The organism is Curtobacterium sp. ME-Dv--P-122a (assembly GCF_030209645.1).
Taxonomy (GTDB): Bacteria; Actinomycetota; Actinomycetes; order Actinomycetales; family Microbacteriaceae; genus Curtobacterium; species Curtobacterium flaccumfaciens.
Genome location: NZ_JARVRO010000011.1, coordinates 77,311 through 98,997, shown reverse-complemented (window position 1 = coordinate 98,997; position 21,687 = coordinate 77,311). Strand labels below are relative to the sequence as shown.

The following is a 21,687-nucleotide window of genomic DNA, read 5'->3' as shown; positions in this document are numbered from 1 at the left end:
TCAGCCCCTCCCGACGAGTCCGACGCGGTTGATGATGGTGTCGAGCATCTCGTCGACCGCGGTCAGGACGCGCGCCGCGCCCTGGTACGCGTGCTGGTAGCTCAGCAGGTTGACGTTCTCCTCGTCGAGGTCGACGCCGGCGCTCGACTGCTGCTGGGTGCGTGCGTTGGTGAGCGCGAGTCCGGTCATCGTGGATTCCGACGACGCCGACCTGGAGGCGGTGCCCACCCCCGCCACGAACGTCGCCCAGACCTGGTCGGCACCGTCCGACGACGCCCCGAGTCGCGCGAGCGCGTCGGCGAACGAGTCGTCGAGTTCCCCCGCCGCGTTCCGCGTCGCCAGTCCGCCGGCGTCCGTGGGGACGACGCCGAGCGCCTGGGCGGCGGGGACGCCGGCCGCCAGGGAGAAGAAGGGTGCACCGGTGGCGCCGGACGGGGTGGTCCCGGCGGCGTGCAGGGTGTTCACGGTGGTGGCGAGTCGCGTGGCCACGGCGTCGTAGGACGCGGAGGCCTCGGCGAGTGCGCCGCCGGTACCGGTGCCGGACGCCGGCGCGAGGACCGCGAGGGCGCCGCCGATCGAGCCGCCGCTCAGCCCGACCGCCCCGGCCGTTCCGGTGGTCCAGGTCAGGGTGACCGCGGTGCCGTCGGCCAGACGCTCGCCGCCGCCGAGGGCGACCGAGCGGGCGTCGGTGCCCTGCACGAGCGGGTTGCCGCCGAGGAGCACGTCGACCGTGCCGTCGGCGTTCGTCCGGGTGGTGCCGCCGGCGAGCGTGGCGATCTGCTGCGTGAGCTGGTCGCGCTGGTCGAGCAGCTCGTTGGCGGTGCCGCCCGAGGCGAGCGCGGTGCGGATCCGGCCGTTCAGGTCGGCGACCTGTTCCGCGGCGCCGTTCAGCTGGGCGACCTGCCCGGTCAGGGTGCCGCGCACCGAGGACCACTGCGCGTCGACGGCCTTCGAGCCGGCGGCCAGGGCGGAGACGACGGTGCCGGCGGCCCCGAGTACGGCGCTGGCGGCACCCGGGTCGTCGGGGTGGCTGGCGAGCTCGCTCCAGGACGACCAGAACGCGTCGAGCTTGGCGCTCAGGCCGTCCTTGCCGGGCTCGTGCAACCCGGTCTCGAGGGCGGACAGTGCCGTGGCGCGGGCATCGGCGTAGGCCGAGGAACCGGCGGCGACGCGGACGCCGGCGTCGAGCGTGAGGGACGCCAGGCGGGCGATGCCGTCGACCGAGACGCCCTGGCCGGCGAGGGCCGCGGTGCCCCGCATGAACCCGGTCTGGGTCGCGGGGATCGAGTTCTGCGTGACGCGCTGCCGGGTGTACCCGGTGGTGCCGGCGTTCGCGATGTTCTGGCCGGTGACGTCGATGCCGGCACGGGCGGCGGCGAGGCCGGAGTAGGCGGTCGCGAGGGATCCGAAGGTGCTGACCACGGTGCTACAGCGTCCCTTCGAACAGGCGGGCGCCGTCCTGGCCTGCGCCGGACGTGCCACTGGCGTCGTAGGTGGCGGCACCGGTGACGGTCCCCGCCAGGGTCTCCTCGGTGGCCTGGGCGGCGGCACGGAGGAACCGGTCGTTCTCGTCGCGCAGGGCGCCGATCTGGGTGGTCAGTTCGACCATCGCGGTGAGGTGCGACGACAGGATCTCGCCCCACGGCCCGTTCGGCGCCGCGGCGACGACGTCGCGCAGGGGAGCGTCGGCGGGGACGCCCCACTCCTCGGCGACCTCGGCGCTCTGTGCGGCGCGTTCGAGGCCGGTGCTGCGGAGCCGGTCGAGGACCTGCTCGACCTCGCGGCTGGCGTGCGACACCCAGCGGGAGCGGCCCGCGGTGAGCAGGAGCTGCTCCTCCTCGAGCTTGAAGGTGAGCAGTTCGAGCAGCTCGCGTTCGCGCCAGAGCACGGCGGACAGGTCGTTCACGCTCATCAGCTCCTCCCAGGTGGTGGTTCGTCGGGGTGGCCCCCGGTCCGTCATCCTGCGGACACCGGGACCTATCGACTCGGTGACCGCGACCGTAAGCCCCGACGGACGAGTGCCGTCACCCGTACTCGTCGACGCTGTGACCCGATGACCCCCGACGGGGGACAAGAACGAGCGTTCCCGACCCTGAGTCCCCCCAAATGCCGACCGAAAATCGGGCCTGACACCCCCGCACTGGGGACGGTTGTGCACCTGCTCAGCGCATTGCCAGCCGATACATTCAGAACGCACCCCGGGGGACACCCGGAACCGCGCGGGAACGATGCGGGTGCACCGCTCGGAGGGACCCGGGCGGGTCTTCGGCGTACGCACCGGCCATCCGAGGCCGGCGTCCGTCGCGCCCACGGACGGGTGAGCCGACACACGTCAGGTCGACCAGGGGAACAGCATGGACCGCACCGAACGCAACGCGATGATCGTGGAGCACCTCCCGCTCGTGGGCTACATCGTGGCCGACGTCCGCTCCCGGGCGACGCACCTGGACCGCGACGACCTCGCCGCCGTCGGGTCCCTCGCACTCGTCGCAGCCGCCGAGGCGTTCGACCCGACCCTCGGTGTGCCGTTCGGTGCCTACGCCCGCACCCGGATCGCCGGCGCGCTGGCGGACGACATGCGCTCGGCCGACTGGGCGTCCCGCGGCACCCGGAAGCGGATCCGCGAGACCCTCGCCACGCAGGAGGCCCTGTCCGCGCGCCTCGGCCGGAGCGTCGGTGCGCAGGAGATCGCCGATGCCATGGGCGTCGACAAGCAGACCGCCGTCGACGCGATGAGCGACGCCGCCCGCACCGTCGCGCCGCTCGACGAGACCGTGCACGACCTCGTCGCCGCGGACCTGCCGCTCCCCGGGGACGACCTGCTCGAGACCGAGAAGCGCCGGTACCTCCGCGCCGCGGTCGAGGCCCTGCCGGAGCGGATGCGCTTCATCGTCGAGGCCGTCTACTTCGGCGACCGCTCGGTCACCGACGTCGCCGCCGAGCTCGGCATCACGCACTCGGCCGTCTCGCAGCAGCGCTCCGAGGCGATGCGCCTGCTCCACGACGGTCTCGCCGCCCACTACGGCGACGGCACGACCGTCGAGCCCGCGAGCCGCACCACCGCGGCCCGCCGCAGCGCCTACCTCGCCCGTGTCGCCACGAACGCCGCCGCCGGTGTCGCGCGCGCAGTGCACGACGCCGCAGCAGGACCGGCCGTCGCGGCGAGTTGAGACGTCGGCGGAAACTTCTCCGCCGATCCCCTAACGACTCCCGGCAACCGGTCGAGAGTCATCCATGTCAGCCCACGGACGGGCCGACGCACGACCCACATTCACGGAGGAAACCACCATGGGTATGTCCATCAACACCAACCTCTCGGCGCTCAACACGTACCGGAACCTGAACTCGACGCAGAACGACCTGTCGAAGTCCCTCGAGAAGCTCTCGAGCGGCCTCCGCATCAACCGTGCTGCCGACGACGCGTCCGGTCTGACGATCTCCGAGGGGCTGAAGTCCCAGGTCGGTGGCCTCACGGTCGCCGCCCGCAACGCGCAGGACGGCATCTCCGTCGTGCAGACCGCTGAAGGTGGCCTCACCGAGACCCACTCGATCCTCCAGCGCATGCGCGACCTGGCCGTCCAGGCCGGCAACGACTCGAACAACGCGGACTCCCGGACGGCGATCACCACCGAGGTCGGCGAGCTCACCAAGGAGCTCACCCGCATCTCGGCGTCGACCAAGTTCAACGGCATCAACCTGCTCGACGGCTCCGCCGGCGCCGCAGGCGTCCTGAAGTTCCAGGTCGGCGCGAACGGCGACGCGGCGAGCCAGATCGACGTGGACCTGTCGAAGTCGAACGTGGAGTCCGTGTCGACCGCGGTCGGCGCGCTCACCTTCGACTCGGCGACGAACGCTCAGGCTGCCATCACCGCGATCGACGAGCAGATCAAGTACGTCTCCGCCGCCCGTTCGAGCATCGGTGCAGTCCAGAACCGCTTCGACCACGCCATCAACGTGACGAACGTGGCCAAGGAGAACCTCACCGCTGCCTCCTCGCGCATCACCGACGTCGACATGGCGGAGGAGATGGTCAAGTACACGCGCGACAACATCCTCAGCCAGGCCGGCACCTCGATGCTCGCGCAGGCGAACCAGAGCACCCAGGGCGTGCTCTCGCTCCTGCGCTAGCCATCACGACGTCCGTCCTCCGGGCCCGATCGGGTGCCCCGGAGGACGGACGCCGCCGTCCTGACCACCTCCACGACGCCAGGGAGTGTCGACGATGTCCTCGTCCGTGTCATCGAGCACCAGCCTCGCGATCGACGGTCTGGTCAGCGGTCTCAAGACGACCGACCTCATCAACTCGCTGATGAGCGTCGAGGGGGTCCCGCAGACCCTGCTCAAGAACAAGCTCACCACCACCAACTCGTTCATCTCGTCACTGCAGACGCTCAACGGGTTGATCCAGGGGCTCGCCACGAAGGCCGCGGACGCCGCGAAGGCCTCGTCGCTCGACCTCTTCGCCGCGACGAGCACCGCGCCGAGCGTCACCGCGGTCACCGGTACCGGAGCGACCGCGGGCTCCATCAGCTTCACCGTCGGATCGACCGCCTCGGCCCAGGTCGGTGTGACCGCCGCGATGTCGACGTGGTCGACCGGTGCGCAGCCGATCACGATCGTCGGCGCGGACGGCAAGTCGACCACCGTGACGCCGGCGTCCGGCTCGCTCGACGACGCCGTGTCCGCCCTGAACAAGTCCGGTGCGGGCGTCACCGCGACGAAGGTCTCCGCCGGCACCGATGCCGACGGCACCAAGCTCTACCGCCTGCAGCTCACGTCCGCGAAGACCGGGGCGGCCGGCGGGTTCCAGGTGTACCGGGGCGGCGCCGACGAGGTGGCAGCGGGCACCGCAACGAACGTCCTCACCGAGACCGGTGCCGCCGTCGTCACCGCGGCGACCGACGCCAGCGTCACCCTCTGGGCCGGCACCGCCGCCGCGCAGACGGTCACGAGCGCCACGAACACCTTCACCGGTCTCGTCCCCGGGGTCGATGTGACCGTCTCGAAGGCCACCACCGAGCCCGTCACCGTGACGGTCGCGCAGGACACCACCAAGGCGCAGTCCGTCGCCTCCGGGCTCGTCGACGCGATGAACGCGATCGCGGCCTACTACAAGACGAACACCGCGGTGTCGAGCTCGACCAGCGCGACGTCCGGCACCACGACCACGAAGGCCGGCGTCCTGCTCGGCGACGGTGCGTCCCGCGACGCCGTGCAGCGGCTCACGAGCACGATGTCCGCCCCGATCGACGGCAAGTCCCCGTCGACGATCGGCATCGTGATCACGAAGGACGGCACGTTCACCTTCGACCCCGAGGTCTTCCAGAAGGCCCTCGCCACCGACCCGAAGGCCACCCAGGCGATGCTCTCCGGGGTCGCCGCGAACGTCGGCGCCGCGGCCACGGCTGCTTCCGACAAGTACGACGGCTCGGTCACCACGTCCATCACCGGGCAGCAGGCCGTCGCCAAGGACCTCACCACCCAGATCGACAGCTGGACCGACCGGCTGGCGATGCGCCGGGCCTCGCTGCAGACCCTCTACTCATCCCTCGAGACCAGCCTCAGCAAGCTCCAGTCGCAGTCGAGCTGGCTCGCCAGCCAGCTCGCCTCGACGTCGAGCTGACGGGAACGACCATGACCTTCGACTTCCAGGCAGCCGCCTTCCGCCAGGCTGCCCAGCCGCGCACCGTCACCGACCAGCGTCGTGCCCAGTACACGAACGAGGCCGTGCTGTCGGCGACGCCGGCCCAGCTGGTGACGATGCTCTACGACCGGCTGCTGCTCGACCTGCACCGCGCCGAGGCCGCGCAGGTCGCCGCCGACTGGGAGGCGGCCCGCGAGCAGCTCCTGCACGCCCAGGCGATCGTCGGTGAGCTCTCGAGCACCCTCCGGATCGACGTCTGGGACGGCGGCGAGGGCCTGCTCGCCGTCTACAACTACGCCTCCACCTCGCTCATCACGGCGAACGTGCACCGCGATGTGCAGGCCACCCGCGACTGCATCCGGATCCTCGAGCCGCTGCGTCAGTCGTGGCACGAGGCGGCCGCGTCGCTGCCCGCGACGCCCGCCACGCAGCAGCCGACCGGGGGAGCCCTCGGTGTCGCCTAAGCCGTCCGCAGAGCTGTCGCCTGAGCCGTCCGACGGACGAGCCGCATGGGAGGCCCTGCTCACCTCCCTGGAGCACGACGCCGCCGGGCAGGCGGCCGACTCCACGGCCGTGGCCGGGTGGTCGGAGCCGGCCGGGCTGGGACCGCTGCCGCGGGATCTGGTGGGACGGGCCTCCCGGCTGCTCGCCGCGCAGCGGGACCTGATGACGGTGCTGGAGGCGGACCGCCGCTCGACGCTGGAGCACCTCGGTGCCCTGCGCGCCGTCGACGCCACGCGCGAGCCCCGCGGGTCCGTGTACCTCGACGCTTCCGCCTGACCCGCGCCCCCGCACCGCTTCTGCGACAGAGCACCCGTCGATCGACGGGTGCTCTGTCGCATCTCGGGTGCTCTGCCGCCCACCACCGCCCCCCGTTCGGGGCGACGCCTAACGCGGCGGACGACGGGCTCCGATAGCGCCACACGAGCACGGATCGCTCACCAGTTCGGCCAGGGATCGGCCACCACCGCACGGCGACGTCGCACCGACGACGCCTGACGAGGGGACCCCTGTGTTCGATTCCGTGACGAGCGTCGCGCTGCAGAGCGCACTCGACGGCCTGTCGATGCGCCAGAAGGTGATCGCGAACAACATCGCGAACATCAACACGACGAACTACCACGCCGAGAAGGTGCAGTTCGAGGACGCCCTGGCGAAGTCGATCGTGGACGGCGACGGCGCCACCACCCCGACGATGGCGCGCAGCCTCGAGCCGACGAACACGAACGGCAACAACGTCAACCTCGACGAGGAGACGCTGTCGAACATCGACACCGTGCTGCGGTACCAGTTCGCCACGCAGGCGATGAACTCCGAGCTCACCAGCGTCCGTGCGGCGATGCGGACGAACTCGTGACGACCTTCGACGCGATCGGCATCGCGAGCACCGGCCTGACCGTGCACCGGAAGTGGCTCGACGCCGTCTCGGACAACATCGCCAACGCGAACACCGTGAAGTCCATGGACGACACCGCGTTCCAGGCGCGCTACGTCGAGGTGCAGGAGGGCGCCGGCGTCTCCGGCGCCTACGTCAAGGGCGCCGCGTTCGGCAGCGCCGCCGGCCGTGTGACCTACGACCCGGACAACCCGCTCGCGAACGAGGAGGGCTACGTCCGCATGCCCGACATCGACCTCGGCACGCAGATGGCGGACCTCATCATGGCCCAGCGTGGCTACCAGGCGAACGCCGCCGTGGTCGACCGTGCCAAGACCGCCTACGAGGCGGCACTGCAGATCGGGAAGAACTGATGCCCATCGACGCCGTGAACGGTGTGACCACCAACGCGATGACGAACGCCCTGACCAGTGTGTCGGGGACGTCCAGCGACAGCACGAACGCGACCGGTGCCGCCGGCGCGACGACCGACGGCAGCGGGTTCGCCGCGAGCCTCGGCAACGCCGTCGACGGGCTGCAGTCGCTGCAGAGCGACTCGAAGACCCTCGCGCTCAAGGCCGTGACCGGCAACCTCGACGACATCCACGACGCCACGATCGCCGCCACCCGCGCGCAGGTCACGCTCGAGCTCGTCTCCGCCGTCCGCAACAAGGGCGTCGACGCCTTCAACGAGATCATGAGGATGCAGGCCTGATGCCCGTCGCCGTCAAGAACGTCTTCGCGCGCCTCAGCGCCTACGTGCAGGGCTTCTCCGCCGCCCAGCGCACCATCGCGATCCTGGCGATCGCGGCGCTCGTGCTCGGCGGGATCGCCCTCGCGTCCTGGCTCGGCAAGGCGTCCTACGCCCCGCTCTTCACCGGGCTCGCCGCGGCCGACGCGAGCTCCATCACGGACCAGCTGCAGACCGACGGTGTGCCGTTCCAGCTCACCGACGGCGGCGCGACGATCCTCGTGCCGCAGGCGCAGGTCTACTCGGAGCGGCTCAAGGCGGCGTCGAACGGCCTGCCGTCGTCGAACGAGGGCGGCTACTCGCTGCTCGACAAGATGGGCGTGACGAGCTCCGAGTTCCAGCAGGACGTCACCTACAAGCGCGCGATGGAGGGCGAGCTCGCCAAGACCATCGGTGCGATGGACGGCGTGCAGACCGCCACCGTGCAGCTCGCGATCCCGGAGAAGTCCGTGTTCGTCTCCGAGGAGAAGGACCCGACCGCGTCGGTGTTCATCGCGACCGACAACGGCACGCAGCTGAGCACCGACCAGGTGCAGGCCATCGTGCACCTGACGAGCGCCTCGGTCGAGGGCATGCAGCCCACCGACGTCTCGGTCGTCGACGCGAAGGGCCAGACCCTGTCCGCCGTCGGCACCGGTGCGACCGGCAGCGGCGCGGACCAGGCCGCCGACTACGACGCGGCGACGAGCAAGAAGATCCAGGACCTGCTCGACACCACGCTCGGTGTCGGCAACGCGACCGTCGTGGTCTCCGGGACGATGAACCAGGAGTCCGGCACCCGGACGTCGGAGAGCTACACGAGCCCGACCTCGGGCCCGGTCGCACTGAACGAGTCGAGCACCACCGAGGAGTACGGCGCGGGCTCCGGCGCGGGGAGCGGCGCGACCGGTGTCCTCGGTCCGGACAACATCGCCGTCCCGAACGGCACCGCGACGAGCGGCGCCGGCGACGACGGGTACAAGAACGAGTCGGCGACGAAGAACAACGCCGTCGACCACACCACCGAGACCACGCAGATCCCCTCGGGCGGGCTCGACCGGCAGACCATCTCGGTCGCGCTGAACTCGAAGGCCGCCGCCGTGCAGAACGCGAACCTGCAGAGCATCAACGACCTGGTGTCCGCCGCCGCGGGTGTCGACCAGAACCGTGGCGACCAGGTCAAGGTCGCGATGATGGACTTCGACACGAGCGCCTCCGACCAGGCCGCCAAGGCCCTGGAAGCCCAGCAGAAGGCCGACCAGCAGGAAGCGCTGTGGTCGTCGATCCGCACTGCCGGCATCGTGATCGGCATCGTCCTCGCCGTCATCGCGATCATGTTCTTCGTCGCCCGCCGCAACCGGAAGCAGGAGCGCGAGGCCGTCGACCTCGGCGAGCTCGACGCCTTCGCCGGTGAGACGTTCCAGCTGCCCCTCGCGATGGACGGCGTCGACGACCGGGCCACGCTCGGTGCCGGTGACGCCCCGACCGCCGTGCTGTCCGCGATGCCCGGCGGGGACGCCCCCACCGAGGTACTGACGACCGAGGAGATCACGGCCGAGCGCCGCCGTCAGGACATCTCCGCCCTGGCCGAGCGTGACCCGAAGCGCACCGCCGAGCTCCTGCGCGGGCTCCTGGACGACCGGGCACCGGTGTGAGCGCGCTGATGCCGAGCCCCGGCGGCGGTTCCGGTCCGAGTGACCGTGCCCTGACCGGCGCGCAGAAGGTCGCGCTCATCCTCATGCAGATGGAGACCGACCGCGCCGCCGAGGTGATGAAGCAGTTCACCGAGATGGAGGCCGAGGAGATCTCCGCCGAGATCGTCCGGATGCGCCGCGTCGAGGACACCGTCGTCGACCAGACGCTGTCGGAGTTCCACCGGATCACGATGAGCGGCCGCCTGCAGAAGCGCGGCGGCAAGGAGACCGCCCTCGGGCTGCTCGAGGCGTCGTTCGGCGCCGAGCGGGCCGCCGGCGTGATGGACCGTCTGGCCTCGAACCTCGCCGGCCAGTCGTTCGACTTCCTCGACGACGCCGAACCCGGCCAGGTCATCTCCCTGCTCGAGGGCGAGCTGCCGCAGACGATCGCCCTCGTGCTCGCCCACCTGGGCCCCGGGCAAGCCAGTGCCGTGCTCGCCGGGATCGACGAGCGTGTCCGCACCGACGTCGCCCAGGCCTTCGCCACCATGGGCAGCGCGACCCCCGAGGCCGTCGGCATCGTCGCCGGTGTGCTGCGCCAGCGCGCCGGGGCCGTCGTGTCGCCGCGCGAGAGCGTCGAGGTCGTCGGTGGCATCGCGCCCCTGGTCGACATCATCAACCGCTCGGACGTCGCGACGGAGAAGGCCGTGCTCGAGGGACTCGAAGCCCGCGACCCGGAGCTCGCCGAGGACATCCGCTCCCGCATGCTCACCTTCGAGGACATCGTGAAGCTCGAGTCCCGCGACATCCAGCAGGTGCTGCGCGGCATCGACTCGAAGATCCTCGCGACCGCCATGAAGGGCGCAGCCGGGCCCGTCGTCGAGACCATCCGCGCGAACGTGTCCGAGCGCAACCGCGAACTGCTCGACGACGAACTGCAGGCCATGGGCCCGGTCCGCGTCTCGCAGGTCGAGGAAGCCCGTGCCGAGGTCGTCCGCTCCGTGCGCGAGCTCGAGGCCCAGGGCGTCGTCACCGTGCACCGCGCCGAGGAGGACGAGCTCGTTGACTGACACCGTCGTGCACCGCGTCGCCTTCCCGGTGCTCGCCGACCCCGCCGGACGCGAGCGTGCGTCGAGCGCGGACGTCCGCGGGCACGCGGCCGGGTACACCGCCGGCCTGCGGGCCGCGCAGGCCGAGACCGACGCCCTGCGCGCCCGGCTCGAGGCCGAGTACGCCGCGCGGGTCACCGCGCTGCAGGCCGACATCGCCCGCCGGATCGCGGTCCTCGACGCCGCCACGAGCGCCATGCTGTCCACGGTCGCACCCGTCCTGGCGGACGCCGAGGCGTCGGTCGCGAGTGCGGCAGTCGACCTGGCCGAGGCGATCGTCGGCAACGTGGTCCGCGCCTCCAGGCCCGCACACGACGCGACCGTCACCGACGGTCCGGACGGACCGGGCAGCCGGGAGGCCCGGATCGCGTCCGGCGCCGAGGCCACCGTCCGGCGGGCGCTCGCGTCCGTCGACCGCACGGTCCCGGTGGCCGTCCGGCTCAGCCCGGCGGACGCCGCGCGCGTCGCCGGCCTCGACCTGCCGGTGCCGGTCGTCGCCGACGGCACCCTGCGCGACGGCGACGCCGTCGTCGACCTGCCGGACGGCATGCTCGACGCGCGCATCGCCACGGCGCTCGACCGCGCCCGCACCGCCCTCGGTGTGGACGCGACGGGAGCCGACCGGTGACCGCCACGCTGCTCCGTCCGCGCGGTCTCGACGAAGCGCTCCTGCGGGCCGCACCCCAGCGGGTCGGTGTCGTCACGAGCGCCGTCGGCCTGGGGCTGACGATCGCCGGGCTCGACGCCCGCGTGGGCGAGGTCGTCACGGTCGGCGCCGAGGACGGCGAACAGACCGCGGTCGAGGTCGTCGCCACCGATGCCTCGGGCGTCCGCTGCATGCCGCTCGGCCGCCTGACCGGCGTGACCGCGGGCACCCCGGCGCGTCCGACCGGCCGCCCGGTGCTCGTGCCGACCGGATCCGGTCTGTTCGGCCGCGTGCTCGACGGGCTCGGCCGACCGATCGACGACCGTGGGCCGCTCGAGGGGCCCGGCGGCGGACCGGTCACCTGGGTCCCGCTCGGCCACGACACCCCGAGCGCGATGGCCCGGACCCGCATCGACACCCCGATGCAGCTCGGCGTCCGCGTGCTCGACACCCTGACCACCGTCGGCCGCGGGCAGCGCATGGGCCTGTTCGCCGGCTCCGGCGTGGGCAAGTCGTCGCTGCTGTCGATGATCGCGCGGGGGAGCGACGCGGCCGTCAACGTCATTGCCCTGGTGGGGGAGCGCGGCCGTGAGGTGCGCGAGTTCCTGGAGGACGACCTGGGACCCGAGGGGCTCGCCCGCTCGATCGTCGTCGTGTCCACCTCTGACGAGCCCGCACTCATGCGCCTGCGCGCCGCGTTCGTGGCCACCCGCATCGCCGAGTCGTTCCGCGACGCCGGCCAGGACGTCGTGCTCATGATGGACTCGCTCACCCGCGTCGCGATGGCGCAGCGTGAGATCGGGCTGTCGGTGGGGGAACCGCCGGCCACCCGGGGCTACCCGCCGTCGACGTTCTCGGTGCTCGCGGGACTGCTCGAGCGCGCCGGGACCGACCGCGTCGGCAGCATCACGGGCATGTACACCGTGCTGGTCGACGGCGACGACCACAACGAGCCGATCGCCGACGCGGCCCGCAGCATCCTCGACGGCCACGTCGTGCTCGACCGCAAGCTCGCGATCACCGGGCACTTCCCGTCGGTCGACGCCCTCGGCTCGGTGTCCCGCGTCGCCTCGAAGGTCACCCGACCCGAGCAGCGTGCCGCCGCCACCGTGCTGCGGAAGGTGATGGCCGCCCGTGCCGGCGCCCAGGACCTGCTCGACGTCGGCGCCTACCAGCGCGGGTCGAACCCGCTCGTGGACGCCGCCGTCGACCACCAGGGATCGATCGACGCGTTCCTGCGCCAGGGCATGGACGAGCGGGCCACGGCTGACGCGTCCTGGCAGCGCCTCGGCGGCCTCGTGCAGCAGCTGGGGGTGTCGTGATGGCCCGCCGTTTCCCGCTCGCCGGGCTCCTGCGCCTGCGCCACACCGAACAGGACCGTGCCGCCGCCACGCTGGCCACCGCGAACGAGCGCGTCCGGGACGCCGCCGACGCCCGGATCGCCGCACGCCGGAGCCTCGCCGACAGCGAGGACGCCCAGCCGATCCAGGACGCCGCCACCCTGAGCGCCGTCGCCGCAGCCCGTGCCGCGACCCGCGGGATGCTCGAGGAGCTCGACGCCGTGGTGCAGAACCGCCGTGCCGACGCCGACCGGGCGCAGCAGGACTACACCGCCGCCCGTCGTGCCGCCGTCGGCCTCGAGAAGCTCGAGGGAAAGCACACCGAGCAGCAGGCGGCCGAGGAACTCCGGACCGAACAGAACGCCCTCGACGAGATCGCGGCACGACGCCGCACGGAAGGTGGTGCCCGATGAGCGTCGAAGCGGTGCTCTCCCGGATCTCGGAGATCCGGTCCCAGATCGACACGCTGCGCGGCGGGACGGCCACGGCCGCCCCGAGCACGTCCGCCACCAGCGGTACCGCGGGGTCCTCAGCCTTCGCCGACGCCCTCGCCACCGCCGACGGCACGACCGGCGCCGCGAGCGCTGCCGGTGCGACCGCCGCGGCGACCCCGGCGGCCACCCGTGCCCCCGCGACCTCGGTCGACGCCGGGGCCGGCACCCTCGCCACCGGCAGCGGTGCGACCGGGGCCGACGTGGTGGCCGACGCGAAGAAGTACCTCGGCGTGCCGTACGTGTTCGGCGGGGAGACGACCGCGGGCATGGACTGCTCGGGCCTGGTGCAGACGGTCTTCAAGGACCTCGGGGTCACGATGCCCCGGGTCGTGCCGGACCAGGCGAAGATGGGCGTCGAGGTCGGCTCCCTGAAGGACGCGCAGCCCGGCGACCTGATCATCCCGAAGGGCGAGGGCCACGTCGTCATCTACGTCGGCGACGGCAAGGTGCTGCACGCGCCGCGCCCCGGCAAGGACGTCCGGATCGTCGACAACTGGTACTCCCAGGGCGACATCGCGACCATCCGCCGGATCGTCCCCGCTCAGGCGGCCCCGGCGGCCGTCGCCGCGCCGACCGCCTCGGCAGCGCGTTCCGCGACCGACCTGCAGACCGCCGCGCTGCTGTCCATGATGCAGTCCGGGAGCGCCGCATGAGCCTGACCATCGCCACCCAGCCGTCCGTGCCCACTGCACCGGGCTCCACCCGGGGTGGATCGTCCGACCCCGCGGCTGCCGGGGCCTTCGGTGCGGCACTGACCGCCGCCGTCGCGACCGAGCGGCGCCCCGGCGACGGTGGTGCCGGGCGGGACGACGCCGACGGCCGCACGGCGGGCGGCTCGGCTGCGACACCGGGCACCGCCACCACGCCGTCCGCGTCTGCGTCCACGTCCGCGTCGGACCAGGCGGTGCCGAGCGACGCAGCGCCCGTCGACGCGCAGGCGCTGCTCGCCGCCGGACTCGTGACCGTGGCCGCACCGATCGCTCCGGCCAGCCGCGCCGCCGAGACGCCCGCCGGCGAACCACACGTCGTCGTGGCAGCAGGCGCGACCGCCGGAACGACCAACACCACGACCACGACACCGCCGTCGGTGGAGGGGGACACCTCGACGCCGGTCCCGTCGACCCCGGCGCCGACCACCGCCCCCGCCACGGCGACCCCGCAGCAGGCACCGGCGTCCGGCACCGCACCGGAGCCGGCTGCCGCTGCGACGACCCGCCCGGCGACCACCGCCGCGACGACCTCCGCCGTGACGCCCGCCGGCACCGCGTCTCCGGCCGCGCCCGCGACGACCGTCGCCGACGCCACCCCCGCGACGACCGCTGCGTCGACGACCAGGGCCACGAGCGACCCGGCGACCACCGCCCCGACGGCCGCTGCCGTGATCGCGGCCCCCGCCGCCACTCGCACCGCCGACGGCGACACCGCGACCGTGACGCCGGCCCAGGCGCCGGTGGTGGCGGCCGCCGCCCCGGCAACCGGCACCGGCTCCCGAGCCGGCCACGGGACGGAGCAGCAGGCGTCGACGCCGGGTGATCCGGGCCTCCCGGCCGTCGCCCCGACGCGCGGTGGCGAGACGCCGTTCGTCATGTCGACGACGCCGACCGCCGCGCCCGCCGCGGCGACCGCGCCGGCCCCGGCACCGCTCGCCCAGCAGCTCGCGCGACCGGTGTTCTCACTCGCGCAGGCCGGCCCCGGCGAGCACGTCGTCACGGTGCAGGTCGTGCCGGACAGCCTCGGCCCGGTCACGGTCCGCGCGCACGTCACCGCCCACGGCATGCACGTCGAGCTGTTCGCCGCGTCGGACGCCGGCCGCGAGGCCGTCCGCCAGGTCCTGCCGGACCTGCGTCGCGACGCCGCCGGCACCGGTGTGAGCACCACGCTCGACCTGTCGTCGCAGAACCAGCCGCAGGACGCGCCGGGTCGCGACGAGCGCCCGGCCGCACGTGCGCTGCCTGGCGACCCCGGCCTGGAGGCGCGGGTCACCCCGCGTCCGCAGCCCACCGCCCACACGCCCTCCATCCGCACCGCGGGACTCGACGTCCTCGCCTGATCCGGCTCACGAACAGGAACGCACCATGCCCATCGACGGCATCACCGGCAGCGTCGACCCGGCCGCGCAGGCCGCGGCCCTCGCCGCGAACTCCACCGCCCAGAAGTCCCAGACGATGGACTCCGAGGTCTTCATGAAGCTGCTCGTCACGCAGCTGCGCAACCAGGACCCGTCGTCGCCGATGGACACCAACCAGATGATCGGCCAGCAGACGCAGCTCGCGATGATGGAGCAGATCACCAACCAGACCACGACGGGGAACGAGAACTTCTCGCTCCAGATGCGCATCGCCGCAGCGAACCTCGTCGGCAAGCAGGTCAGCTACACCGACGCCGACTCGGGCAAGTCCGTCACCGGGACCGCCTCGGCCGTGTCGTACGCGAACAGCGTGCCCACGGTCACCGTGAACGGGAAGGAGGTCGCTCTCGACGTGATCTCCGGCATCACCACCACCGCTCCGGCGTCCTGACGCCCGCTCGTTCCTTCCTCGTTCTTCCTCGTTCTTCCTCGTTCTTCCTCGTTCTTCCTCGCTCTTCCTGCCTCTCCGAAAGGACGCACCATGCTCCGCTCGCTCTACTCCGGGATCTCCGGCCTCCGCTCCCACCAGCAGATGCTCGACGTCACCGGCAACAACATCGCCAACGTCAACACCGTCGGCTTCAAGTCGTCGACCACCGTGTTCCAGGACACCCTGTCGCAGATGACCCAGGGTGCCGGCGGACCGCAGACCGGCATCGGCGGCACGAACCCGGCCCAGATCGGCCTGGGCGTGCAGGTCGCCGGGGTCTCCACGAACTTCTCGCAGGGCTCGGCGCAGGCCACCGGCAAGGCCACCGACCTGATGATCTCGGGCGACGGCTTCTTCGTCACCCGCCTGGGCAACGACACCGTCTACACCCGCGCCGGTGCGTTCGACTTCGACGCCAACGGCCGCCTGGTCACCGCCGACGGCAAGATCGTGCAGGGCTACCCGGCCACGAACGGTGTCGTCAACGAGAACGGCCAGCTGTCCGACATCACGCTGCCGCTCGAAGCAGCGGCCCCGGCGGTCCGCACCACCGCTGCCACGGTCGCCGGCAACCTGCCGTCCGAGACCGCCGTCGGCCAGACCATCACCCGCGAGGCCACCGTGTACGACGCCTCGGGTGCCAAGCACACGATGTCCCTCGCCTACACGCGCACCGCCGACGGCTGGGACGTCACCGGACGCAACGGCCAGGGCACCACGGCGACGACCTCGCTGACCTTCGGCACCGACGGCAAGCTGACCGCCGGCGGCACCCTCGCCGTCGGGGGCATCCGCGTCGACATGGGCGACCTGACCGGGTTCGCCTCACTCAACACCGCGGCGATCGGCTCGCAGAACGGCCGCGAGGCCGGCGCGCTGCAGGGCTACTCGATCTCGAAGGACGGCACCGTCACCGGCACGTTCTCGAACGGCGCGTCGCTCGCGCTCGGTCGCATCGCCCTCGCCACGTTCGCCAACCCGGCCGGCCTCGAGAAGACCGGGGCGTCGGGCTACCGCGCCACGGCGAACTCGGGCGGTGCGACGGTCGGCGGCCCCGGCTCGGCGGGCGTCGGTTCGCTCGCGGCGGGGACGCTCGAGATGTCGAACGTCGACCTGTCGCAGGAGTTCACGAACCTGATCGTCGCGCAGCGCGGGTTCCAGGCGAACGCCCGCATCATCACCACCTCGGACGAGGTGCTGCAGGAGCTCACGAACCTGAAGCGCTAGGCGCGGGGGCGCGTCGCGGGCGCTGTGCTCGCGTCGTGCCCGCTCGCGACGCCGGGCGCTTGGTGAGCAGGAACGGTCGGGTGCTGAAGGGGGACTCGACCGTTCCTGCTCACCATCGTTCGTGGTGCAGGGAGTTCGGCGACCGTTCGTGACGAAACGGTGCGTCGTGACGTCTCATCGGTGCGATGCGCGAGAACCACGACCCCGACCACCAGTCCGACCACCGCTGCTGCAGCGTCTTCGACCGCTGGCGGTGTGATCGACCACGCGGCCACGACGGCGTGCACGAGTCGCGTGCTCCCGGCGGCCGCACGAGCTGGAACGACGCGCTGACCGGGCGGCGGCTCGGGGACGTCTGAGCCCGAGCGCTGTCCGAGGGCGTGACGTGTCGTCCGGATCAGTGGCGGTCTGGGCGTGGGCCGATGTATGGTCAGCGCATGCTGACCATTGCCTCGCGGCACGACGTGCTGAACCGTCTCGGGCGGGCGCTCTCCGACCCCACGCGAGCGCGGATCCTGCTCCGGCTGCTCGACGAACCCGGCTACCCGGCGCGGCTCGCCGAGGAACTCGAGCTGACGCGGACGAACGTGTCGAACCACCTGGCGTGCCTGCGCGGCTGCGGGATCGTCGTCGCCGTGCCCGAGGGGCGTCGGACCCGCTACGAGATCGCGGACCGCAACCTCACCCGCGCGCTCGAGTCCCTGGTCGACGTGGTGCTGGCGGTGGACGTCGCCGACGACGACGGATGCGAGGTCGAGCGGTGACTACCACTGCGGTGTCGCTCGCACCGGCTCGTGTCGGCGTGCTCCGCCGACGGATCCGGTGGATCGTCGCGGCGACCATCGCCTACAACGTGATCGAGGCCGTCGTGGCGATCGCCGCCGGTTCGGTGGCGTCCTCCACCGCGCTGATCGGCTTCGGGCTCGACTCGATCGTGGAGGTCCTGTCGGCTGCGGCTGTCGCGTGGCAGTTCGCCGGGCGTGACCCGGAGGCCCGGGAACGAACGGCGCTGCGGGTGATCGCGGTCTCGTTCTTCGGGCTCGCCCTGGTGGTCAGCGTCGACGCCGTCCTGACCTTCACGGGTGTCCGGTCGCCGGAGCACAGTCCGGTCGGCATCGTCCTGGCCGCGGTGAGCCTGGCCGTCATGCCGTTCCTGAGCCTCCTCGAACGGCGGACCGGACGCGAACTCGGTTCGGCGTCGGCGATCGCCGACTCGAAGCAGACGCTGATCTGCAGCTACCTGTCGGCGGCGGTGCTGCTCGGCCTGCTCGCGAACAGCCTGTTCGGCTGGTGGTGGGCCGATCCGCTCGCCGGACTGGTCGTGGTCGTGTTCGCCGTGCGCGAGGGACTCGAGGCCTGGCGCGGTGACGCTTGCAAGCAGCCGGTGTCGGCGCTGACGGGGGAGCGCGAGCGCGAGCGTTGCGACTGCTGCTGAACGCAGTCTGCCCGCGGCCGGCGGTTCAGTCGGCTTCGGACTCACTGACGTGGCTGACCGCGTCACCGACGATGTGGGCGATGTGCTCGTCGTGCAGCGAGTAGACGGCGTTCCGCCCGATGCGCTCGACCTGCACGATGCCCGCGAGCCGCAGCGTGCGGAGGTGCTGGGACACCAGGGGCTGCGACAGCTCGGTCACTTCCGCGAGGGAGCCGACGTCGGAAGGCTGGGAGATCAACGCCGACAGGATCCGGAGTCGGGCGGGCGAGGACAGCGCCTTGAAGAGTTCGGCTGCTGCTTCGATCCCGTCTGACATGGACTCATGTAAGCGCACGCGCATACGTGCATGCAATACGACGGCCCCGGCGCGGTGCGTCGGGGCCGTCGTGCAGGTCCGTCGATCGGTGCTGATCACGGGCCTGCGCTGATCAGGAGATCAGTGCTCGTCGTAGTGGTCGCCGTGCTGGGCGTGCTTGTGGCCGTCGTGGACGAAGTCCACGTGGTCCTCGTGCTGCACCGTCTCGTGGCCGCAGCCGTCCTGGTGGGTGTGCTCGGCGACGGTGTGCTCTGCGCTGTTCTCGTGCTCGGCCATGGTGACCTCCTGCTGATCGTCGGTTGGGATGCCCTCAGCCTAGATCACATATGCAGAAGTAGCAATACATTTATAGATGAGAACGGATGTCAGCCCGGGAACCGCTGGGTCCCCGCGACGGCCGACGTCGGCAGGGCGTCCCCGGGGATCGCGACCCCGGCAGTGAGTGCCGACGCCCACTCCGCGGTCGGCGCGACGGCGGCGAGGTTCGACTGCAACAACGCCATCAGCGTGCGGTGCACCGTCTCGGCGGACACGGCCCCGGCGGCGTTGACGATGTTGATCGCGCCGGTCGCGTCGGACAGCACCTCGACCGAGACGCCGAGTGCCTCCACCTCGGCTGCCGAGGCAATGATGCAGTTGTTCGTCATGAAGCCGACCAGGGTGACCGTGTCGATCGACCGCTCCTGCAGCCAGGCGAGTAGGTCCGTGTGGGCGAAGACGGAGCTGAACTGCTTCGTGATCTGATGCCACTGGGGCGTCCGTCGCCGCTCGATCTCGGGGTGCAGGGCGAACGCCTCCGTCGTCGGGTTGAACACCGGCGCAGCGTCACCGGCGGTGTGCTGGACGACGACGATCGGCGTGCCGGCAGCGGTCGCGGCGTCGATCGCGGTCGTGATCTGCGCGAGCGCGTCGCGGACGGGCGGGAACCGGACCTCGAGTGGACCGCTGAAGTACTCCAGCTGGATGTCGACGAGGACGAGGGCGCGCTGGGGATCGGACACGGGAGCTCCTTGGGTCGGTGGGTGTACTCGACGATCCTCGTCCGCCGACGCCCTCGGTGCGATTGACACGCGTGCGTCGGTACGATGGATCCAGGCCAAACCGGAGGAGTCCCGCGTGCGGATCGCCATCTACGCCTTCGACGGCATCACGATGTTCCACTTGTCGGTCCCGCAGATGGTGTTCGACGAGGTCACCCGGCTCGGTCTCGCCGACTGGGAGACCGTCGTGTTCTCCGACCGGCACGGTTCGGTCCGGACCGCCGAGGGACTGACGCTCGGTCCCGTGCAGGGGCTGGACGCCGCGGCGGAGGCCGACCTCGTCGTGGTGCCGTCCTGGACCGACGACGGCACCCGACTGCCGGCACCGACGGAGCGGGCGGTCGTCAACGCGCACGCGCGGGGTTCGGTCGTGGTCGGTCTGTGCCTCGGGTCGATCGCGGTCGCCGGTGCCGGGCTCCTCGCGGGACGCAGCGCCGTCACGCACTGGCGCGAGGTCGACCGGCTCGCCGCCGCGCACCCCGACGTCACCGTGGACGCCGACGTGCTCTACGTCGACCACGGTGACGTGCTGACCTCGGCTGGCACGGCGTCCGGGCTGGACGCGTGCCTGCACGTCGTGCGGACGCGGCTTGGCGCCGAGGCAGCGAACCGGGTCGCGCGGAGCCTGGTCGTCGCGCCCCACCGCGAAGGCGGGCAGGCCCAGTACATCGAGCGGCCGGTCGTGCAGCGTCGGGGCGACGACCCGGTGGCGACGGCATCAGCCTGGGCGGTGGAGCACCTGGACGAGGAACTCGGCGTCGACCGACTCGCTGCGGCGGCCCACATGAGCCGCCGCAGCTTCGTCCGGGCCTTCAAGGCGTCGACCGGCACCACCCCGGCGGCCTGGGTACGGAGTCGCCGTCTGGACGAGGCCCGTCGGCTGCTCGAGACCACCGACCTGCCCGTCGACCGGATCGCCGCAGCGTGCGGGTTCGGCAACCCGGTCACGCTGCGGCAGAACTTCGCCGTGGCGTTCGGCAGCACACCCTCGAGCTACCGCCGAAGGTTCGACGCGAGGCCCTGACCGGCCGATCCGCGGTCTCAGCGCGGCGCCGTGGGCGAAACCGGGGCGGCCGTCGACGGCCAGTGTGTCGGTCGATCGACACCACGGGGCAGCGCCGTGGTGCCGTCTCCGCGCGCCGCGTTCACCTGCGCCTGTGTGAGGAACACCGCCGTGGACAGGTCGGCTCCGTCGACCCGTGCATCCCGGAGGTCCGCGCCGAGCAGGTCGACACCGGACAGGTCGACACCGCGCAGGTCTGCCGCGATCAGCGTGGCTCCCCGCAGGTCGGCCCCGCGCAGCGACCGTGCGCCGAGGTCGCGCCCGGCGAGGTCCGCCCCCGGACGCAACAGGCCGTCCGGAGCGTCGTCCGCACCGGCGTTGTACCGGCCTCGGACCTCGGCGCTCACCTCGATCAGGACGTCGCGTACTCGAGCGTGCAGCGGCTCGACGTCCAGCGCGAGGAGCGTCGGCCGACCGGCGTCGAGGCTTCGCCGGATCTCCTGCGCGAGCAGGGCAGCGTCGTCTGCTGAGTCCGGGGTCACCGCACGGTCCTGTGCCTCGGCGAGGTGCCAGAGCATCTCGTGCAACCTGCGGACGATCGGGAACACCCGGAACATCTCCGCGCGGGAGTCCGGGTGGTCACGCCAACTGACCCCGTCGTAGAGGGTCTGGGACACGTACTGGCCAGCACCGGAGCAGTCGAAGACGGTGCAGCCCCGGAACCCGCGCGGCCGCAGCGCCTGGTGGATGGTGCAGGAGAAGTCGTCAGCGAGGTTGCCGCAGGGGGTGCCGGCGGGTTTGTCGATCGGGAAGTCGGCGGAGCGCTGGAACCCGAAGGCGGTGCAGCAGAGCGCGAAGCAGTTGCCGCAGTCCGCGCGCAGGGCGGACCGGTCGGTGGTCGTCATGGAGTGGTCTTCCTCTGGTGGTCTGGATGGTGTGCCGGGTGCGGGGGAACTCCTGGTGGAGTTCCCCGTCCGGGCGCACGAGACCACCCCCGCGCGTCGGCGGGGCGAACCGGTGGTGCTGGGTGACCGGTGGGTCACCGAGAGAGACGGAGGATCACTGCGGCCAGGCTAGCGTTCCCGGTGCGATGGGAACGCGGAACGGGCGTACCTGGTCAGAACGACCGACCGGGT

The 21,687-nt window shown here is 72.0% G+C and carries 27 protein-coding genes; 21 read left to right on the top strand and 6 right to left on the bottom strand.

The window, feature by feature from the left end; all coding sequences use genetic code 11:
- The gene (gene flgK, locus QRN49_RS12095) at nt 1-1,422 is read right to left on the bottom strand and encodes a flagellar hook-associated protein FlgK (RefSeq protein WP_284756082.1); all 1,422 of its coding nucleotides are present in this window, start codon (nt 1,420-1,422) and stop codon (nt 1-3) included.
- A 4-nt stretch (nt 1,423-1,426) separates the two neighbouring features.
- The gene (locus tag QRN49_RS12090; RefSeq protein ID WP_071403931.1) at nt 1,427-1,912 is read right to left on the bottom strand and encodes a flagellar protein FlgN; all 486 of its coding nucleotides are present in this window, start codon (nt 1,910-1,912) and stop codon (nt 1,427-1,429) included.
- A 442-nt stretch (nt 1,913-2,354) separates the two neighbouring features.
- Between QRN49_RS12090 and QRN49_RS12085 the strand changes: the two genes are divergently transcribed.
- The 20 genes from QRN49_RS12085 (at nt 2,355) to QRN49_RS11990 (ending at nt 18,192) form a co-directional block, all read left to right on the top strand.
- Nucleotides 2,355-3,170 (top strand): sigma-70 family RNA polymerase sigma factor, encoded by an 816-nt coding sequence (locus QRN49_RS12085; protein WP_111030012.1) that lies wholly within the window; start codon nt 2,355-2,357, stop codon nt 3,168-3,170.
- A 118-nt stretch (nt 3,171-3,288) separates the two neighbouring features.
- Complete coding sequence (locus QRN49_RS12080; protein WP_194654400.1) at nt 3,289-4,128, top strand: flagellin N-terminal helical domain-containing protein; 840 nt, start codon at nt 3,289-3,291, stop codon at nt 4,126-4,128.
- 106 nt (nt 4,129-4,234) lie between these two features.
- Nucleotides 4,235-5,623 carry a flagellar filament capping protein FliD gene (gene fliD / locus QRN49_RS12075; RefSeq protein WP_284756078.1) on the top strand — a complete coding sequence of 463 codons (1,389 nt, stop codon included), beginning with the start codon at nt 4,235-4,237 and terminating at the stop codon, nt 5,621-5,623.
- Between the two features lie 11 nt (nt 5,624-5,634).
- Complete coding sequence (gene fliS / locus QRN49_RS12070; protein ID WP_084740422.1) at nt 5,635-6,108, top strand: flagellar export chaperone FliS; 474 nt, start codon at nt 5,635-5,637, stop codon at nt 6,106-6,108.
- Complete coding sequence (locus QRN49_RS12065; RefSeq protein WP_284756076.1) at nt 6,098-6,424, top strand: hypothetical protein; 327 nt, start codon at nt 6,098-6,100, stop codon at nt 6,422-6,424. Before fliS ends, QRN49_RS12065 begins: the two co-directional genes overlap by 11 nt.
- Before the next feature lie 232 nt (nt 6,425-6,656).
- The gene (locus QRN49_RS12060) at nt 6,657-7,001 is read left to right on the top strand and encodes a flagellar basal body protein (RefSeq protein ID WP_017886135.1); all 345 of its coding nucleotides are present in this window, start codon (nt 6,657-6,659) and stop codon (nt 6,999-7,001) included.
- On the top strand, nt 6,998-7,393 hold the full coding sequence (locus QRN49_RS12055) for a flagellar basal body rod protein FlgC (RefSeq protein WP_017886136.1): 396 nt from the start codon (nt 6,998-7,000) through the stop codon (nt 7,391-7,393). Before QRN49_RS12060 ends, QRN49_RS12055 begins: the two co-directional genes overlap by 4 nt.
- Nucleotides 7,393-7,734, top strand: coding sequence for a flagellar hook-basal body complex protein FliE (gene fliE, locus QRN49_RS12050; RefSeq protein ID WP_027465513.1), 342 nt, complete (start codon nt 7,393-7,395; stop codon nt 7,732-7,734). Before QRN49_RS12055 ends, fliE begins: the two co-directional genes overlap by 1 nt.
- On the top strand, nt 7,734-9,404 hold the full coding sequence (gene fliF, locus QRN49_RS12045; RefSeq protein ID WP_284756071.1) for a flagellar basal-body MS-ring/collar protein FliF: 1,671 nt from the start codon (nt 7,734-7,736) through the stop codon (nt 9,402-9,404). Before fliE ends, fliF begins: the two co-directional genes overlap by 1 nt.
- Before the next feature lie 8 nt (nt 9,405-9,412).
- Nucleotides 9,413-10,453, top strand: a complete 1,041-nt coding sequence (fliG, locus tag QRN49_RS12040) for a flagellar motor switch protein FliG (RefSeq protein WP_071244891.1) — start codon at nt 9,413-9,415, stop codon at nt 10,451-10,453.
- Nucleotides 10,446-11,120: a FliH/SctL family protein gene (locus tag QRN49_RS12035; protein ID WP_284756069.1), complete on the top strand. Its 675-nt coding sequence runs from the start codon at nt 10,446-10,448 to the stop codon at nt 11,118-11,120. Before fliG ends, QRN49_RS12035 begins: the two co-directional genes overlap by 8 nt.
- The gene (locus tag QRN49_RS12030; RefSeq protein ID WP_284756067.1) at nt 11,117-12,460 is read left to right on the top strand and encodes a FliI/YscN family ATPase; all 1,344 of its coding nucleotides are present in this window, start codon (nt 11,117-11,119) and stop codon (nt 12,458-12,460) included. The genes QRN49_RS12035 and QRN49_RS12030 overlap by 4 nt, the downstream gene beginning before the upstream one ends.
- Nucleotides 12,460-12,891: a flagellar FliJ family protein gene (locus tag QRN49_RS12025; protein ID WP_071403924.1), complete on the top strand. Its 432-nt coding sequence runs from the start codon at nt 12,460-12,462 to the stop codon at nt 12,889-12,891. Before QRN49_RS12030 ends, QRN49_RS12025 begins: the two co-directional genes overlap by 1 nt.
- Entirely contained in the window at nt 12,888-13,625 is a 738-nt protein-coding gene (locus QRN49_RS12020; protein WP_284756065.1) for a C40 family peptidase, read from the top strand. The genes QRN49_RS12025 and QRN49_RS12020 overlap by 4 nt, the downstream gene beginning before the upstream one ends.
- Nucleotides 13,622-15,022, top strand: coding sequence for a flagellar hook-length control protein FliK (locus QRN49_RS12015; RefSeq protein ID WP_284756063.1), 1,401 nt, complete (start codon nt 13,622-13,624; stop codon nt 15,020-15,022). Before QRN49_RS12020 ends, QRN49_RS12015 begins: the two co-directional genes overlap by 4 nt.
- Before the next feature lie 25 nt (nt 15,023-15,047).
- The gene (locus QRN49_RS12010) at nt 15,048-15,491 is read left to right on the top strand and encodes a flagellar hook assembly protein FlgD (protein ID WP_194622020.1); all 444 of its coding nucleotides are present in this window, start codon (nt 15,048-15,050) and stop codon (nt 15,489-15,491) included.
- 90 nt (nt 15,492-15,581) lie between these two features.
- Nucleotides 15,582-16,757, top strand: coding sequence for a flagellar hook protein FlgE (locus QRN49_RS12005; protein WP_110863826.1), 1,176 nt, complete (start codon nt 15,582-15,584; stop codon nt 16,755-16,757).
- A gap of 185 nt (nt 16,758-16,942) precedes the next feature.
- Nucleotides 16,943-17,116 carry a hypothetical protein gene (locus QRN49_RS12000; RefSeq protein ID WP_259492476.1) on the top strand — a complete coding sequence of 58 codons (174 nt, stop codon included), beginning with the start codon at nt 16,943-16,945 and terminating at the stop codon, nt 17,114-17,116.
- Nucleotides 17,117-17,194: 78 nt separating this feature from the next.
- Nucleotides 17,195-17,521: a Cd(II)/Pb(II)-sensing metalloregulatory transcriptional regulator CmtR gene (gene cmtR, locus QRN49_RS11995; protein WP_111101187.1), complete on the top strand. Its 327-nt coding sequence runs from the start codon at nt 17,195-17,197 to the stop codon at nt 17,519-17,521.
- The gene (locus QRN49_RS11990; protein ID WP_282819087.1) at nt 17,503-18,192 is read left to right on the top strand and encodes a cation diffusion facilitator family transporter; all 690 of its coding nucleotides are present in this window, start codon (nt 17,503-17,505) and stop codon (nt 18,190-18,192) included. The genes cmtR and QRN49_RS11990 overlap by 19 nt, the downstream gene beginning before the upstream one ends.
- Before the next feature lie 25 nt (nt 18,193-18,217).
- Here QRN49_RS11990 and QRN49_RS11985 read toward each other — a convergent pair whose 3' ends face one another.
- From QRN49_RS11985 to QRN49_RS11975, 3 genes are all read right to left on the bottom strand, one after another.
- The gene (locus QRN49_RS11985; RefSeq protein WP_259492479.1) at nt 18,218-18,508 is read right to left on the bottom strand and encodes an ArsR/SmtB family transcription factor; all 291 of its coding nucleotides are present in this window, start codon (nt 18,506-18,508) and stop codon (nt 18,218-18,220) included.
- A gap of 120 nt (nt 18,509-18,628) precedes the next feature.
- On the bottom strand, nt 18,629-18,784 hold the full coding sequence (locus QRN49_RS11980; RefSeq protein ID WP_017887460.1) for a hypothetical protein: 156 nt from the start codon (nt 18,782-18,784) through the stop codon (nt 18,629-18,631).
- Nucleotides 18,785-18,873: 89 nt separating this feature from the next.
- Nucleotides 18,874-19,509 carry an isochorismatase family protein gene (locus QRN49_RS11975; RefSeq protein WP_284756045.1) on the bottom strand — a complete coding sequence of 212 codons (636 nt, stop codon included), beginning with the start codon at nt 19,507-19,509 and terminating at the stop codon, nt 18,874-18,876.
- A 115-nt stretch (nt 19,510-19,624) separates the two neighbouring features.
- Between QRN49_RS11975 and QRN49_RS11970 the strand changes: the two genes are divergently transcribed.
- Entirely contained in the window at nt 19,625-20,572 is a 948-nt protein-coding gene (locus QRN49_RS11970) for a GlxA family transcriptional regulator (protein ID WP_284756043.1), read from the top strand.
- 17 nt (nt 20,573-20,589) lie between these two features.
- On the opposite strand, the gene QRN49_RS11965 is transcribed toward QRN49_RS11970, so the two are convergent.
- A complete protein-coding gene (locus QRN49_RS11965) occupies nt 20,590-21,456 on the bottom strand; it encodes a pentapeptide repeat-containing protein (RefSeq protein WP_259586042.1) in 867 nt (288 codons plus the stop codon).
- Nucleotides 21,457-21,687: the final 231 nt, after the last annotated feature.